This is a genomic window from Lysinibacillus sp. 1 U-2021 (assembly GCF_029916965.1).
GTDB classification, from domain to species: Bacteria; Bacillota; Bacilli; order Bacillales_A; family Planococcaceae; genus Lysinibacillus; species Lysinibacillus capsici.
The window spans coordinates 2,777,748-2,794,364 of record NZ_CP123966.1; the positions used below are offsets into that span (position 1 = coordinate 2,777,748).

Here is a 16,617-nt window from a genome sequence, read left to right on the forward strand (position 1 = left end):
CTCTCATTCATTCGATAGATTGATCGAAAAACCGTGTAAAACAGAAAAAAATGTATTTTTCTAGTGATTTATTGCTAAACAAAAAGTTAAAGGCGTTCTTTGAATCATTAACATATTGTCTAGTTTCATAGAGAAAGGACAATGTTAAAATAACATAAATTCAGAATATTCTTTAAAAATAGGAGGGTCCTTTGCATGACAGTAACTAGTTTAAAGACAACAAAATCGTATGTGCGAGATCGTGAGACGGTCATCGCCTTAACACAGAAGCTCGTGCGCATTGAAAGCGTTTACCGTGAGAACGATCCGAAGGGCAATGAGCAAGAGGTGGCAACTTTTGTAGCGGCGTATTTACGAGATATTGGCATCGAGACGCATATCGAGGAGGTTGTGCCAGGGCGACCAAATGTCATTGGTATTATTGATTCGGGCAAGCCTGGGAAAACATTACTTTTCGAAGGACATACGGATGTGGTGACAGAGGGCAATCGAGAGGCTTGGGCCTATGATCCATTTGGAGCAGAAATTGTAGATGGGCGTATGTATGGCAGGGGAACGAATGATACAAAAGGGAATCTTGCTTGTATGATTACAGCTTGTCAGTCATTGCTACTAGATCAAGAGGCGTTTACGGGCAAAATTATTTTATGTATTCCATGTGATGAAGAAGGGCTTATGCTAGGCATTAAGCATTTTATTAAAAATGGCTGGGCCGATGGTGTGGATGGTGCGATTATTTGTGAGCCACAGGAAAATAATGTGTGTATTGCACAACGCGGGGCTATTCGTTTACAGGTAGATATTTTCGGTAAAATGGCGCATGGTGCGATTTCGTGGAGTGGCATCAATCCTAACTGGCGTATGGCACGTTTCATCGTAGAGCTTGAAAAGCTGGAAAAAGAGGAGCAAGCACGATTAGGGCGTGATCCAATGCTGAATTGGCCATCTATTACACCAACCATTTTACGAGCGCCTGTGAAGGGAGATGCGCAAATCAATGTCATTCCTGATCACTGTATGACAACACTCGATATTCGTACGGTGCCTGCGCAGGACCATGATGAACTGCTGGGTAAGATTGAAGCGATTATTAAACGATTACAAGCGGATGATCCTGATTTCAAAGTAGAACTGACGGTTCTTGATAACCGACCTGCAACAGCAACAGCAAAGGAAGACCCTGTTGTACAGGCTATTTATGAAGCTGTGGGAGAGGTAACAGAAAAGGAACCAAAATATAACGGTGTTCCAGGCGCGACAGATGGTACGTTTCTTCATGTGCATGGAATTCCGATTGTAACGGTTGGTGCAGGAGATCGAGAAATCCCTCATCAAATCAATGAGTATGTGGATATTGAAGAATTGGCAGAAACAACAGCCATTTACCGTTTAGCAGCATTAAAATTTTTGGCGGGTGATGCACAATGACGGCTATCAAAATAGCAGTAATACCAGGAGATGGCATAGGAAAAGAGGTTATGCAGGAAGCGTTAAAAGTTTTAAATTGTTTGCAAGAACAACATAGCTCCTTACAAATTGAAACAACCATCTTTCCTTGGAGCTCCGATTACTACGTGCAGCATGGCTGTATGATGCCTAATGATGCACTAGCAACACTTCAAACATATGATGCGATTTTATTTGGGGCTATTGGCGATGCTCGTGTGCCCGATGATGTTACTGTTTGGGAATTAATTATGCCCATTCGAAAGCATTTTCAGCAATATGTGAATTTCCGTCCTATTAAATCGCTGCCTGGAATAGCGTCGCCCTTAGCTAACGGCAAAGAAATTGACTTTGTGATCTTCCGTGAAAATGCAGAGGGTGAATATTCGGACAGTGGTGGTCGACTGTACCAACAGCAGCCGCAGGAAATGACGATTCAAAATACAATCATGACGCGAATTGGGATTGAAAAAATTGTCCATGCTGCCTGTGATTATGCGAAGCAACATGGTAAAACCAAAATAACAAGTGCGACAAAATCGAATGCCATTATTCATTCGATGAAATTCTGGGACGAGCATACAGGCAAAACGGTGAAGCAAAGTTCACCAGCACTACAGCTCGAATCCATTTATATCGATGCACTCGTCGCCTATTTCGTAGAACGACCACAGAATTTTGAAGTGGTGGTAGCGTCCAATTTGTTTGGCGATATTTTATCCGATTTAGGCTCTGCTATTGTCGGAGGACTTGGTCTATCTCCATCAGCCAACCTGAACCCCGAAAAGGATTTTCCATCGATGTTTGAGCCTGTTCATGGCTCAGCACCAGATATTGCAGGCAAGGGCATTGCCAATCCAATCGCTCAAATTTGGTCGCTTGCCTTACTGCTTGGCCATCAAGGCAGACCAGATTTAGAACAGCTCATTGTTAAAGCCATTACAGCTGTGCTGCAAGAAGGCGTTGTGAAAACAGCAGATATTGGTGGACAAGCGACAACAGCACAAATGGGCGATGCGATTTGTCAGGAAATTATTAATAGAACTTTAACAGCAGGAGGTGTTTAGCATGGCCGTTGAGCAAAAGGTAGTTGTGGTTACTGGTGCAGGAGGCGGTATGGGAAAGGCCATTATTCACGAGCAATTAAAGCTGGGCAATCGAGTTATTGGACTTGATCTATCCATAGATGCCTTATCAGATATTACACAGGATGCCCTTCAATGCTTTGAAGTCAATGTGTTACAGGAGGAACGTGTACAAGACATCTGTCAGCAGGTTTTTGATAAGTATGGCAGAATAGATGGCCTTGTTAATGCACTGGGAATTGCCCAGTCAGCTACACCGATTGAAGAGGTCACTATGGATGAATGGAATCGTTTAATGGATGTTAATGTGAAAAGTTTATTTATCACAACAAAGGCCGTTGTCCCTTTTATGAAAAAACAGCAAAGGGGTTCTATTATTACAATTGCCTCAATTTCAGCAGTGAGACCAAGACCAGGCTTACAGGCTTATATTGCCTCAAAGGGTGCAGCAGAGAGCTTTTCGAGAGGACTAGCAATTGAACTAGCATCTAGTCAAATTCGGGTTAATACGATTCATCCAGGACCAGCAGACACACAAATGCTTGGTCAATTTGCCGCACAGGGTGCAGACGTAGAGCAGACGAAGCAAAGTGTCTTTGTGCAATCTGTGCCATTAGGACGATTAGTGAAGCCAGCAGATATAGCAGGAGCTGTTAGTTATTTACTATCAGATGCAGCAAGTATGGTCACAGGAACGACATTACATGTAGATGGTGGCCGTGGATTATAGGAGGGGTACAATGAAAAAAATTCCTATGTTGATAGATGGTGAGTGGGTTCACGGTGATGCTAAGACATACCTCGATGTTAAGAATCCCTCAACGGGTGAAGTGATTGCACAAATTAGCAACGCGAGTAAAGAACATGTAGAAGAGGCAGTACGTGCAGCCCGTGTAGCCTTTGAACGAGAGGACTGGCGTCAATGGAAAGCCTATGAACGTGGGCAGTTATTGATCGAATTTGCTCATTATATTCGTAAGCATGCAGAGGAATGGAGTTTGCTAGAATGTCGGGATGTAGGAAAGCCCTTATCACAGGCAAGAGCAGATATTGAAGCAGCGGCACGCTATTTTGAATTTTATGGTGGTGCAGCGGATAAGGTGATGGGAGATACAATTCCGATTGAGGATGGACTTTTAAATGCAGTAGTGCTAGAGCCAGTGGGCATTACGGTACATATTGTGCCATGGAATTATCCGATTCAAATTACGGCAAGAAGTGTAGCAGCCGCTATAGCAACTGGTAATGCAGTTATTGTGAAAAGTGCGGAGGATACACCGCTAACAACACATGCCATTGCAGAATGGTTCGCCGATAAGTTGCCGAAAGGGATTTTCCAGCATATTACGGGCTTGGGACGAGAAGTTGGTCCTTATTTAACTTCACATCCCGATATTAATCATATTACGTTTACAGGTTCTGTTCCCACAGGAATTGCGGTGATGAAGGCGGCTGCTGAAAATGTTGTGCCTGTGACATTAGAGCTTGGTGGTAAATCTCCTAATATTGTTTTTGCGGATGCTAATATGGAGCAGGCATTAGAGGGAGTCGTACGTGCAATTATTCAAAATGCTGGTCAAACTTGTTCAGCAGGGGCACGTTTACTCATTGAGGAACGTATAAAAGAGTCCTTCATTTCCCGATTAGCCCAAAGGTTCCAAGTGATCCAAGTAGGACCAGGTGAAGCAGATATGGAGATGGGACCGTTACTGAATGAACAACAATATACAAAAATCACTGCATTATTACAGCAAGCAAAGGTAGATGGCTATGTTGTGACGGGTGGGGAACCATTGACATTGGCAGGCTATGAGAACGGCTTTTATGTTCAGCCAACTATACTTGATGGTGTTGATCCAAATGATCCATTAGCTCAGGAGGAAATTTTCGGTCCAGTGTTAACCGTCTTGACATTTTCCACTGTAGAGGAGGCCATCGCATTAGCCAATAGTACGGACTATGGTCTAGTGGCGGGCATTTGGTCACAAAATATCGATACGGCTCACTATGTGGCAAGTCGTGTGCAGGCGGGACAAGTATTTGTCAATAATTATGGGGCTGCTGGAGGCATTCAAATGCCATTTGGAGGCTATAAAAAAAGCGGAATTGGTCGAGAGAAGGGCTTTGTTGCACTGCGAAACTATACGCAAATGAAAAATATCGCTATACGCTATGCACCACCTAATCAACACTGAGATGGAGGGACGCATATGGAACAGCCAAAAGAAAAAGATGTGCTTTTAGAGGTCAATCACTTATCAATTAAATTCCATTTAAAAAATGGCAAAGAGGCAAAAGTTGTGGAAGATGTGAATTTTACGATTCATAAAGGAGAAACCGTTGCACTGGTTGGTGAATCGGGAAGTGGCAAAAGTATTACATCCTTAGCCATTATGCGGCTGCTGCCTATACCTCCAGGAGAAATTACGTCAGGTTCTATCACTTTAAACGGTAAAAATCTACTTACCTATAAAAATAAAGAAATGAGCCGTATACGAGGCAATGAAATTAGTATGATTTTTCAAGAGCCCATGACCTCTTTAGATCCCGTTTTTACGATTGGCAATCAAATGATTGAAGGCATACGAAGACACCAAAAGGTATCGAAAAAAGAGGCATGGAATAAAGCGCTACAGCTTTTAAAAGAAGTCGGGATTGCGAATGCAGAAAAGGTCATCGCTGAATATCCTCACCAACTCTCAGGCGGGATGCGACAACGAGTTATGATTGCCATCGCAATGTCGAATAATCCGCAGCTATTGATTGCGGATGAGCCAACTACTGCACTTGATGTCACGGTTCAGGCACAGATTTTAAAGCTGATGCTAAAAATGAAGGAAGAGCATCGATCAGCCATTTTATTCATTACCCATGATATGAGCGTTGTTGCAGAGACAGCTGACCGCGTTATGGTGATGTATGCTGGACAGATTGTCGAGGAGGCCCCAGTAAGAGAGCTCTTTTTAAATCCACAGCATCCTTATACAACAGCGCTTTTAAAGACGATGCCAAGCCTTGAAACAGATGTCAAAAGGCTACCATCGATTCCTGGTACTGTGCCACCTGCGTATGCATTACCTGACGGCTGTCGCTTTGCGCCACGCTGTCCCCATGCGCTGGCACATTGTCATCAGGAGCAACCTGCTGTTCATCACATTCAGGAGGCCCATAAGGTACGCTGTCATTTATTCACGGAGAAAGGAGAGCTGGCTCATGACAGAGAAAGAAGTTTTGTTGGAAATTAATCATTTAAAAGCCTACTTTCCTGTGAAGCGTAAGTCGATGAAGGAAGAGAAAAAGGTCATAAAAGCGGTTGATGATATTTCGATTGAGATTTATAGAGGGGAAACACTTGGTATTGTTGGCGAATCAGGCTCAGGAAAATCCACCTTTGGGCGAACAATTTTAAAGCTTGTTGAACCAACAGCAGGAGAAGTGTTGTATAAAGGACAACCCATCCAGCATTTAAAGGGGAATAAGTTACAAAGTTACCGCAATCAAATGCAAATGATTTTTCAAGATCCCTTTGCCTCTCTCAATCCTCGGATGCGAATCGGTTCTATAATCGAAGAGCCGATGAAGCTACAATTAACCTTGACGAAGGAGCAACGCAAAGAGCGTGTGAAGGAGCTATTACAAAAGGTAGGGCTACCTGAGGATGCCATGCATAAATTTCCACATGAATTTTCTGGTGGGCAGCGGCAGCGTATTGGAATTGCGCGGGCATTAGCGATTCATCCAGAATTCATTATAGCCGATGAGCCCGTTTCAGCATTGGATGTGTCGGTGCAATCACAAGTGCTCAATCTCATGATGGATTTACAGGATGAATTTCAATTAACCTATTTATTTATCTCACATGATTTAAGCGTTGTGAAGCATATTAGTGACCGTGTGGCAGTGCTGTATTTAGGTAGAGTAGTGGAGATTGGGACAAAGAAGGAGCTATATGCCAATCCGTTGCATCCCTATACACAAGCATTACTATCTGCAATACCAGTTGTTAATTTTGATGAGCCTAAGCAAGAAATACTTTTACAGGGCGAGTTACCAAGTCCGATGAATCCACCTGTTGGCTGTGTCTTTCATACACGTTGCCCGCATGTGATGGAAAGATGCCATCAGGAGAGACCGAAGCTTCACAATGAAAATGATCATCAACGAGTAGCCTGTTTTTTATATGATAAAAAATCAGAAAATTATAATTATTTAAAAAGTGAGGTGTGAAGAATGTTTGGCAATATAACGGATGTGCCAGGTGTTAAGGTAGGACATCGCGAGAACAAGGAGGGCATCACAGGCTGTACGGTGCTAGTAGTGGAAAACGGAGCAGTTTGTGGAGTGGATGTTCGAGGCTCTGCACCAGGTACTCGTGAAACAGATGCGTTAGATCCCATCAATGAAATTGACCGAGTTCATGCTATTTGTTTAGCTGGGGGTAGTGCGTTTGGGTTAGATGCTGCTACAGGCGTCATGCAATTTTTAGAGGAGCAAGGGATTGGGGTAGATGCAGGAGTAGCAAAAATACCGATTGTACCAAGTGCTGTACTCTTTGACTTGTTTATCGGTGATCCACATGCACGACCTACAGCACTAATGGGCTATGAAGCGGCACAAGCGGCACAAGTTGGCTCATTTCCAAATGGCAATGTAGGCGCAGGCTACGGAGCAACTGTAGGCAAATTAGCTGGTCCAGAATTTGCAATGAAGGGTGGACTTGGTAGTGCTTCCTATGCGGGAAAAGATGGTCTTGTAGCAGGTGCTATCGTGGCTGTCAATGCAGTTGGAGATGTCAAGGACCCTACAACGAGGAAAATTTTAGCTGGAGCAAGAGATACGCATTCTGGTCAATGGGTGGATTGCTGTGCCTATTTAGAGCAACATGCGCAATCAGAGGCTTTAGCGGGTACAAATACAACCATTGGTGTTGTGGCAATGAATGCCAAGCTAACGAAGGCTGAGGCTAAAAAGATTGCGCAGCTTACGCAAAATGCCTTAGCACGCACGATTTATCCTGTTCATACGATGCTGGATGGCGATACGATTTTTGTGCTTGGTACAGGGGATCAATCCTATGCACTTGATTATTTAGGCCAACTAGCGACAAAGGTGATGGAGGAAGCAATTCTGGCTGGCATTAAAGCCGCTGAACGATTGGCGGATGTTGAGAGTTATACAAGCATTCAAAAGACAAGCACTTAGAAAAAGGGGGAACAGCCATGCAGTGGAAAAAAAGCGGATTAATACTACTAACAGTGTTAATGGCAATCGTTATGGCAGCGTGTTCAAGTGATGGAGAGAAAACGACGACTACTTCAGGTACTACAGATGGTCAAGCGGCAACAGATGCTCCACAGGAAATTGTTGTACGTGTGAATGATGATCCAGATTTTTTAGATCCACATAAAGCGACAGCGTCCATTTCTTATCAAATGATTCTAAATATCTTTGAGGGGCTAATGGCTCCTGAAACGGATGGCTCCTTAAAGGAGGGACTTGCTGAAAGCTATGAAATTTCTGAGGACGGCTTAACCTATACGTTTAAAATTCGCCAAGGTGTGAAGTTTCATAATGGTGATGATTTAACGATGGAGGATATTCAATATTCCTTTGACCGTTTAATGGGGAAAAATGGTGGGGAAAAAATGTCCAATAGCTTTGATAATGTAGCATCTACAGAGGCGCCTGATGCAAGTACATTTGTGATTAAGCTAAAAGAGCCAAATTCAAATTTCTTGTATTCATTAACAGGCAGACAATCAGCTATTATTCCAAAGAGCAATGATGGGAAGCATAATGAAAATCCAATTGGTACAGGTCCATTTGCCTTTGTGAAATATGCACCAGGTACAAATTTAGAGCTTAAGAAAAATGAACAGTATTGGCAAGAAGGATTACCTTATTTGAATAAAGTAACCTTTGCCTTCCAATCAGATGATCAGGCAGCCATTATGAGCTTAATGGCAAACGAAGTTGATTTAACGAGTGTTCCTTGGCACCGTGTGAGCGAGGTAGAGGGAAGCTATAATTTATCACACCAAAATAATAACTCTTCTCTTATTGTTACATTTAACGAAACAAAGGCACCATTTGACAATGTGAAGGTTCGTCAAGCAATCAATTACGCCATTAGTAAAGCCGATATTATTGACTCTGTGTTTGCAGGCTATGCTGTGCCACTTGGCTCTAATATGAGTCCAGCGATGGGCGATTTCCAAAAGAAGGGCTTAGAAAGCATGTATGAGCGAGATGTGGAAAAAGCGAAGGCGTTATTAGCAGAAGCAGGATATCCGGATGGCTTTAAAACAAAAATTACAGTGTCTTCACACAATGATATTTACTCAAATATTGCCCAAATTGTCGTAGCTAATCTACAAGAGATCGGAATTGATGTAGAAATTGAAGTAGTGGAATGGGGAATTTGGCTAGATCGCGTTTACTTTGGTCGTGACTATGCAATGACAACGATTGACTTAACAGGTCGTGCATCTGCTTTTGAAGTGTTGAATGATTACATTTCTACAAACGATAGTGAAAACTTCTTCTTATTTAAAAATGAAGAATACGACAAAATTATGGCTGATGTTTTAAAGGAAACCGACCAAGCCAAGCAAATAGAGTACTATCATCGTGCACAGGAAATATTAGCTGAGCAGGCAACAGCAGTGTATATTGCGGATTATCAAATCGTTTGGGGATCTGACAAACAGGTGACGGGGCTCAAGAGCTATCCATTCTGGTTCCACGATATGTCAGAGGTCAAGTTTTCAAACTAGAAAGGGATGAGTGCTTATGATGTATATCCTACGTCGAATCATCCTGTTAATAACAACCATCCTTCTAGTATCCATTATTACATTTGGTGTTTTTCAAATTTTACCTGGTGATCCAGTTCGCACAATGCTAGGAACAGAGGCGGATCCCACTCAAATTGAAAATTTACGATCTGAGCTTGGCTTGGATCGTCCTCTTTATGAACAATATGTGGATTGGATGAAGGGCTTATTGACAGGGCAATTAGGGAATTCCATTCGATTTTCCATGCCAGTAAAAGAATTACTATTTGATCGACTTCCTGTCACCATGTCATTAGCAGGACTCACCCTTATCATTGTCTTAATCATCTCATTACCTTTAGGGATGTTTGCAGCAAGAAGACAAAATAAATTAAGTGATGTGTCATTATCGACTGTAACCCAGATCGGTATGGCAGTGCCTTCCTTTTGGCTAGGGATGATGCTTATTCTTTACATTGGCCTACAGTTCAGCTTCTTTAAAATAAGTGGCTATATACCTTGGACACAAAGTGTAGCAGGGGCGCTCAGTACCCTAATACTTCCAGCCTTAACGATTGCGATTCCCCAAATTGCGGTGAATTTTCGTTATGTTCGTACAGCCATTTTGGAGCAGGTCCAGCTCGATTATGTCCGTACGATACGCAGTAAAGGGATGTCTGAACAAAATGTAATGTATAAGCATGTTTTGAAAAATTCCATGATTCCGATATTGACGGTTTTTGGGTTGATTATGGCGGAGGTTGTGGCAGGAACGATTATTGTGGAGCAGGTGTTTTCATTGCCAGGGATTGGTCAGTTATTGATTACGGCTATCAGTAATCGTGATTTTCCACTCGTACAAGGGATCGTAATGTATATTACAGTAGCTGTCGTCATGATTAATTTTATCGTGGATGTTTTATATTCTGTGTTGGACCCTAGAATTCGATTACGTTAAGAGGTGACTACCATGAAACAATTACAGCGCTATACTAAAAAAATCAATTTAGTCATTGGTCTCCTCGTCATTGTTGGCTTTCTGCTCGTCATGATTGTTAGCTTTTTTTATACACCCCATGATGTCAACGCGATGAATATACCTGAAAAATTGCGTGGTCCAGGTGGTGCCTATATGTTTGGAACAGATGAATTTGGGCGAGATATTTTTAGTCGCATTATGAAGGGGACACAAACAGCCTTTGCGGTGGGTCTATTAACGGTTGCGATTGGAACGATATTTGGTATTCTCATAGGCGGAATTGCAGGCTATGTTGGTGGCTGGGTCGATGAAATATTTATGCGTACGATGGACGCTTTAATGGCCTTTCCAGGAATCATCTTAGCATTAATGCTTGTAGCAGTATTCGGCCCAGGAATAACGAATACAGCGATAGCGCTGGGGATTATCGCGATACCTGCTATTGCGAGGATTGCCCGCAGTGGCTTTGTGCAACAACGTGACTCGGAATATGTGCTGGCAGCGAAATTAATTGGTGTTAAGCCTTATAGCATCATGTTTCGTCATATTTTGCCAAACATTTCGTCGCAAATTATTGTGGCAGCAACTGTGACTTTTGCGACAGCCATGTTAGCCGAGGCAGCACTGAGCTATTTAGGGCTTGGGGTACAGCCACCAAACCCTAGCTGGGGTAGAATGTTAAAAGATTCACAAGCCTATTTAATCGGTGCCCCTTGGTATACGTATGCCCCTGGAGGAGCCATTACCATTCTTGTTTTAGGCTTATATATGCTCAGTAATGCTTTACGAGATTTTATGGACCCGCGTTCAAAATCGTAATAGATCAGGTGCTGTCTTTTGCAACAGTTCATATGCCTTAACTGCCATCTCAATATTGAGGCGATGGGGAGCTTGTAAAAAATCAGCACCTAGTATACTTTCTAAGCGTTCTATTCGTTTGTAAAGTGTTTGACGGACAATAAACAGCTGTTCTGCAGTATCATTTTTAGCTCCATTACAGGACAGATAAACAGCTAATGTTTGAAATAAATCATGGCTACTTTTTTGGTCTAATACTAAAATTTCCTGTAAATAATCTTTTACAAATTGTAAGAGAGCTGTTTGATCCTGCTGTAATAACAATCGATAAACACCTAAATCCTTATAATAGATGGAGCTCGTCAATTGATGATGCTGCATTTGGATGGCTGATTTGGCTTCCTTATAGCCCAGATGAACACTTTCGATCGTTTGATAGACATTGCTAATACCATAGCTAAGGGTAAGTTGCTCAAAAAATTGTGCTGCTTTTCTTGCAATGATTTGTGAAATTGCTTGATCAAAAGCGTCGCGATTGTCTTTCATATAATCTGCGGCAATGAAAAAGGCTAAAATAATTATCTCGTGCTGTCTTACTGAAACAGTAGGGAAAAAGCCAAGCTTTTTCAGAATCGAACGAACATACATGGCATTTTGTAGCTGGATTTCCTGCCATTCTTCTTCAGGCACAGTATTGGCTTCATCATGTAGATTGAACACGATGACTCGGTAAAATAAATTACGACTTTCGATTGGTAAATAGCTTTGGTAGTATTGAATATCTACTGGCTGACCTTGAATTAAGGCTAGTATGAATTCATCTTCCCGGCTTTGCTGTCGCTCCTGAAGCATGCGGTTACGCATTAAAATATGGGCAATCGACATAGTTGCTCGTTCAAGATTTAACAAGGTGTAATCACTCTGCTTTGGCAGTTCAGAATGCATACATAAATAGCCCCACACTTGTCCAAGTCCATTAACAGGAATAATGACAAAATGGTCTTTACCCAAGGATAGAAGGTACAAGGGCTCTTGTAGTTCTAACTGCTGACAATGCTCCTCCATGACACGTAAATATTTTTTAGCCTCCATAGGATAATAAAAGCTTTTTGTATCTTCTGAAACAAATAGAAAGGGAGCATTTGTATCTTGATGGAGCACTTGTAATATTTTTAAAATACCATTTGGCATTAATGATAATTCCATAAACGTTTTGGATAGTGTATCTAGCTGTGTAAGTGCCTGCTGGTGTTGATTAATTATGTACGTGTGCAAATCTTGCGTAATATCAATAAATCGTACAATTTCCTCAAAGATGATGATAGGGAAATGATGGGCATTTGCCATGGCAATCAATTCTACGGGAACATGGTCAAAATAGTCGCCAATTTCTATACAAAGACCAGCTGCCTCATTACGAATAAGGTTTTGTAAGTAGGCTATTTGTGTTTCTCGTTCTAGCTGTAAACCGACACCCGTGGTTAAAATTAATTCACCACCATTGATTAAGGTTTCAAAATCTTTAATTTCTAATATATGTGTCCACAATACTTGGCGATCTAGGCCGTGCTGCCCTGCAATAAGCTTCGCCGATTCAAAATACTTGCGCTTGAGGACATCACGTACGAGTAGAGGATGTTTCGACATCAATTAGCACCTGCCCTTCGAATGTACAATGTCTATTTCATTATGTTAGAGAAATCAGAAAATTTCAATATTAACTAGCTTAATAGGGAAAATGGTGATAGACAAAAAGACACCGATGATACACGATTGGAGGTCATGATATGGAGCGAAACGATCAGTTTACACATACTTTACAGCAAAAAGATCATGAAAACATTTGGCATCACATGTCTATCTATAACGACAAAGCACCTCCCATTATTGAGCAGGGAGAAGGGGCATGGATTACAGATAGTTTAGGCAATCGCTTTTTAGATGGCATGTCAGGCTTATGGGCAGTGAATGTAGGGTATGGGCGTGAGCGTCTTGCTAGGGTTGCGTATGAGCAGCTAAAAAAGCTTTGCTATGCTCCTTTAACACAAAGCCATGAACCTGCCATCAGGCTCGCTGAAAAAATAAACAGCTTACTTGATGATGACTATATGATGTTTTATTCCACTAGTGGCTCAGATGCGAATGAAGTAGCGTTTAAGTTAATACGTCAATACCATCAACAAAATGGGGAAGGGAACCGCTACAAAATCATTGCTCGTTATCGGGGCTATCATGGCAGTTCACTTGGGGCATTAGCAGCTACAGGTCAGGCATTACGTAAATTTAAGTACGAGCCGCTGACACCAGGCTTCTTACATGTTGCTCCACCTGATCACTATCGTCGTCCAAAAGGGCAGTCAATTGAGGCATACAGCCTAGCACTTGCCCGAGAATTGGAAGAAAAAATTATTTGGGAGCAAAAAGAAACCATTGCGGCTGTCATTATGGAGCCACTCATCACAGGTGGTGGAGTGCTTATTCCACATCCAACTTATGTCAAAGAAGTAGAGCGCATTTGTAGAAAGCATGGAGTATTACTCATCATGGATGAAGTCATTTGTGGCTTCGGACGGACAGGTAAGCTATTTGGCCATCAGCATTTTGATATTCGACCAGATGTCATTACCATGGCGAAAGGATTAACGAGTGCCTACCTACCACTATCCATTACAGCTATAAGGAAAGACATTTATGAAAAATTTAAAGAGACGGACGGCTATAGTCATTTTCGCCATATCAATACGTTTGGGGGCAATCCAGCAGCTTGTGCAGTGGCCTTAGAAAATATAAAAATCATGGAGGAGGAAGGACTTGTGCAGCGAGCAAGAGATTTGGGTATTCAATTCCTACATGATTTGCAAGACCTATTAGAGCTGCCTTTCGTTGGCGATATTCGTGGGCTTGGGTTACTCATTGGCATCGAGCTGGTTGAAGATAAACAATCTCAAACACCTGCCAAGCCTGAGCTAATCACGAAAATCATGGCTGATTGTCAAGCAAATGGCTTAATTATTGGAAGAAATGGTGATACAGTTGAAGGCTTCAATAATATCATTACGTTAAGTCCACCGCTGTGCTGTACAGACGAGGACTTTGATTTTATGGTTGCTGTATTAAAACGAGTATTTGCAGCCAATGTCTAGCCTAAGGCGATTCCAAATGTGAGAAAAACACGAGGAATCGCCTTTAATACTGTCGTTTATGCCCTTTCTTCACCTCTTCCCAGTCAATTTCGATGTTATGCAACACACGTGTTAGAAGACTGTGAATGCAGTTAATCTCCTCATTAGAAAACCCCTCAAGCGCACGAGCATTGGAATATTCGCCCTCCCGTTTTAAAAAAGGATAGATGTCCATGCTTTTAGCTGTAGGAAAAAGTAATTTATTTTTCTTATTACCTTGTTCAATTCGTTTTTCAATAAAGCCTTTGGTCTCCAATTTTTGAATAGCTCGTGAAGCCGTTGTACGGTCTACCTTCAATAGCTCTGCGACTTTCTCTTGAATAATACCTGGATGTTCACAAATACGGATGACATATAAATATTGTCCCTTTGTCAAATCCAATTCCTTGAATTCAATATTGCTTATCGAGTCTAATGCCCGTGCTATGGCACCTATTTCACGTAAGATTTCTTTCATGTTCGATCCTCCTGAGATTTTTGTTGTAATTGCAATAAAAATCATTCTATACTAATACTATCATCTTCAAAGTGAAATTGCACCTAGAGAAGATGATAAGGCAGGAGAAACTAGGAGGAATAGTAATGACTATAAAAAAAGTGACAACTGAAGCAGAATTACAAACAGCGTTTGATTTTAGACGAAGCGTTTTTATTGAAGAGCAGCAAGTCCCTGAGGAAGAAGAATATGATGAATTTGATGCACTGGATGCTCCATGCGATCATATTTTGGTGTATTACAATGAGCAACCTGTTGGAACAGGGAGACTTCGAGTTGTAGAGGACTATGGCAAATTGGAGCGTATTTGTATATTAGAAGAATACCGCAAATATGGCCTTGGTAAGGAAGTTATTGTAGGCCTAGAGCAAATTACTCGAGATAAAGGGCTAACAAAAGCAAAATTAAATGCTCAGTCCTATGCAGAAGGCTTTTATGAAAAATTAGGCTATCAGCGTGAAGGTGAAGAATTTATGGATTGTGGCATCCCCCATATTTTAATGAAGAAATACTGGTAGCAGACGAAATTCACACAATTATAGAACATGCCAGACTTAGCGTCATACTTTGTAACTTTTTAATCGTTGCTTGGGTCTACTGCTTAAAGGGGGGATGTTGTTGAAGAAATGGATATGCCTTTGTATCATGTGTTTGTTGTTACTGACTGCTTGCGGTAGTCAAGTCATCATCGAATGGGTTGATTTAATCAAATGGGATGGTAAGCAATATGAAGCTGTATATGAAGTAGCGTTAGCCGATCGTTCATTCATTGATAAGGAAATAGGGGAAGTTGATTTTAAAGTGGCAGATCATATCAAAAGAACTTCCTATCGCTTTAAGGATGGCGATGCAGCCTTCCATGAGAAGGGAACAAAGCTTTATGCGATAAAGGGTCTGGACGATGCCATTGCAGTAGAGGATCAGTCGGTTATTAATGGCTATCGAATTTATATGATAAGAGCTGAAGCTCCGCCGCGACGGAATTTTGATCAGGTTCCATTAGAAGAAGTGAAGAAAATAGAATTTTACGCATCTACGGAAGAAGGCAATCGGAAAACGGCTAGCTATACAAACCAGTCTGACATGGCAGATATAAAGGCAATTTTAGTCAATAGTAAACCAGCCCCATCCTTTGAGCCAAATGGGGATACGAACCGTTATGATGTACTCCTTTATACAGACGATGCCATTGCTTTTCAATATGGCATACAATTTGATGGTACTACTTATTTTTGGTTTCCGTCAGAAAACGCGATTTTATTGAAGGATATACAGCAGTTTATTTCCAAAGATTAGCGTACTTCTCTAAAGAGAATTCCATGCTACTTTCTGTAATGGTTCAGGCGATCAGGAAGATTACCACTTTAGCAAAATGCTCCAATTAAAGAAAGCTGCCCAAACGATAAGGCAGCTTTCCTTTATTTTTTCTTTACAACCGTACCTGCAAAGCTATCATGAGGAAGACGTTGACCATGCTGCTGCTCAAAGGCTTGGCGATCTTTAAGATAATCGAACGTACTGATAGTGTCTCGATAAGCCATACGTTTAATAATTTGACATTCTGATAATGGACGACCATCTTCATTTTCGAGTGTCAATCCCATTGCTTTGTAGCCAATCGTTTGTCCGTTTTTACGGAGTTGTGCATATTCTAGCGCCCACAATACCACAGTTGGCGTAACGAGTGCATGAACAGCCTCATTTTTTACTTTTTTTCGTAGGAAGTATTCAACCCCAAACGTGACAGCTGTTGAAACAGCTGTATCGATTAAAAATGCAGCTGTGCGTTTTTTTGTCATCGATTCCATATAAGCCCTCCTTTAATGACCTGTCACTAGTACATACGAACAATAAG

Annotated in this window: 16 protein-coding genes; 13 read left to right on the forward strand and 3 right to left on the reverse strand. The window is 41.6% G+C overall.

Annotated features, from left to right (window positions below; genetic code table 11):
- Window positions 1-195: 195 nt before the first annotated feature.
- From QH639_RS14280 to QH639_RS14325, 10 genes are read left to right on the forward strand one after another with little or no spacing between them, the layout of a single operon-like run.
- A complete protein-coding gene (locus tag QH639_RS14280; RefSeq protein ID WP_131519781.1) occupies window positions 196-1,428 on the forward strand; it encodes a M20 family metallopeptidase in 1,233 nt (410 codons plus the stop codon).
- On the forward strand, window positions 1,425-2,513 hold the full coding sequence (locus tag QH639_RS14285) for a tartrate dehydrogenase (RefSeq protein ID WP_131519782.1): 1,089 nt from the start codon (window positions 1,425-1,427) through the stop codon (window positions 2,511-2,513). Before QH639_RS14280 ends, QH639_RS14285 begins: the two co-directional genes overlap by 4 nt.
- A 1-nt stretch (window position 2,514) precedes the next feature.
- Complete coding sequence (locus QH639_RS14290) at window positions 2,515-3,261, forward strand: SDR family NAD(P)-dependent oxidoreductase (protein WP_281114699.1); 747 nt, start codon at window positions 2,515-2,517, stop codon at window positions 3,259-3,261.
- A gap of 10 nt (window positions 3,262-3,271) precedes the next feature.
- The gene (locus QH639_RS14295) at window positions 3,272-4,726 is read left to right on the forward strand and encodes an aldehyde dehydrogenase family protein (RefSeq protein ID WP_237900213.1); all 1,455 of its coding nucleotides are present in this window, start codon (window positions 3,272-3,274) and stop codon (window positions 4,724-4,726) included.
- A gap of 15 nt (window positions 4,727-4,741) precedes the next feature.
- Complete coding sequence (locus QH639_RS14300; protein ID WP_237900215.1) at window positions 4,742-5,776, forward strand: ABC transporter ATP-binding protein; 1,035 nt, start codon at window positions 4,742-4,744, stop codon at window positions 5,774-5,776.
- Window positions 5,745-6,758: an ABC transporter ATP-binding protein gene (locus QH639_RS14305; RefSeq protein ID WP_066037719.1), complete on the forward strand. Its 1,014-nt coding sequence runs from the start codon at window positions 5,745-5,747 to the stop codon at window positions 6,756-6,758. The genes QH639_RS14300 and QH639_RS14305 overlap by 32 nt, the downstream gene beginning before the upstream one ends.
- Window positions 6,759-6,761: 3 nt before the next feature.
- Window positions 6,762-7,733, forward strand: coding sequence for a P1 family peptidase (locus QH639_RS14310; RefSeq protein WP_054550828.1), 972 nt, complete (start codon window positions 6,762-6,764; stop codon window positions 7,731-7,733).
- A 17-nt stretch (window positions 7,734-7,750) separates the two neighbouring features.
- The gene (locus tag QH639_RS14315; RefSeq protein WP_009374229.1) at window positions 7,751-9,307 is read left to right on the forward strand and encodes an ABC transporter substrate-binding protein; all 1,557 of its coding nucleotides are present in this window, start codon (window positions 7,751-7,753) and stop codon (window positions 9,305-9,307) included.
- A gap of 16 nt (window positions 9,308-9,323) precedes the next feature.
- Window positions 9,324-10,265, forward strand: a complete 942-nt coding sequence (locus tag QH639_RS14320; RefSeq protein WP_009374228.1) for an ABC transporter permease — start codon at window positions 9,324-9,326, stop codon at window positions 10,263-10,265.
- Window positions 10,266-10,277: 12 nt separating this feature from the next.
- Window positions 10,278-11,105 carry an ABC transporter permease gene (locus tag QH639_RS14325; RefSeq protein ID WP_004229583.1) on the forward strand — a complete coding sequence of 276 codons (828 nt, stop codon included), beginning with the start codon at window positions 10,278-10,280 and terminating at the stop codon, window positions 11,103-11,105.
- On the opposite strand, the gene QH639_RS14330 is transcribed toward QH639_RS14325, so the two are convergent.
- Window positions 11,094-12,731: a PucR family transcriptional regulator gene (locus QH639_RS14330; RefSeq protein WP_281114700.1), complete on the reverse strand. Its 1,638-nt coding sequence runs from the start codon at window positions 12,729-12,731 to the stop codon at window positions 11,094-11,096. The genes QH639_RS14325 and QH639_RS14330 overlap by 12 nt on opposite strands.
- Before the next feature lie 140 nt (window positions 12,732-12,871).
- Between QH639_RS14330 and QH639_RS14335 the strand changes: the two genes are divergently transcribed.
- The gene (locus QH639_RS14335) at window positions 12,872-14,227 is read left to right on the forward strand and encodes an aspartate aminotransferase family protein (protein WP_281114701.1); all 1,356 of its coding nucleotides are present in this window, start codon (window positions 12,872-12,874) and stop codon (window positions 14,225-14,227) included.
- A gap of 43 nt (window positions 14,228-14,270) precedes the next feature.
- Here the strand turns inward: QH639_RS14335 and QH639_RS14340 are convergent, their stop codons facing one another.
- The gene (locus QH639_RS14340) at window positions 14,271-14,723 is read right to left on the reverse strand and encodes a MarR family winged helix-turn-helix transcriptional regulator (RefSeq protein ID WP_004229576.1); all 453 of its coding nucleotides are present in this window, start codon (window positions 14,721-14,723) and stop codon (window positions 14,271-14,273) included.
- 125 nt (window positions 14,724-14,848) lie between these two features.
- On the opposite strand from QH639_RS14340, the gene QH639_RS14345 reads away from it, so the two are divergent.
- Window positions 14,849-15,280 (forward strand): GNAT family N-acetyltransferase, encoded by a 432-nt coding sequence (locus tag QH639_RS14345; RefSeq protein ID WP_281114702.1) that lies wholly within the window; start codon window positions 14,849-14,851, stop codon window positions 15,278-15,280.
- Between the two features lie 94 nt (window positions 15,281-15,374).
- Window positions 15,375-16,058: a hypothetical protein gene (locus QH639_RS14350; RefSeq protein ID WP_281114703.1), complete on the forward strand. Its 684-nt coding sequence runs from the start codon at window positions 15,375-15,377 to the stop codon at window positions 16,056-16,058.
- 122 nt (window positions 16,059-16,180) lie between these two features.
- Here the strand turns inward: QH639_RS14350 and QH639_RS14355 are convergent, their stop codons facing one another.
- Window positions 16,181-16,570, reverse strand: a complete 390-nt coding sequence (locus QH639_RS14355; protein ID WP_048390139.1) for an RDD family protein — start codon at window positions 16,568-16,570, stop codon at window positions 16,181-16,183.
- Between the last annotated feature and the right edge of the window lie 47 nt (window positions 16,571-16,617).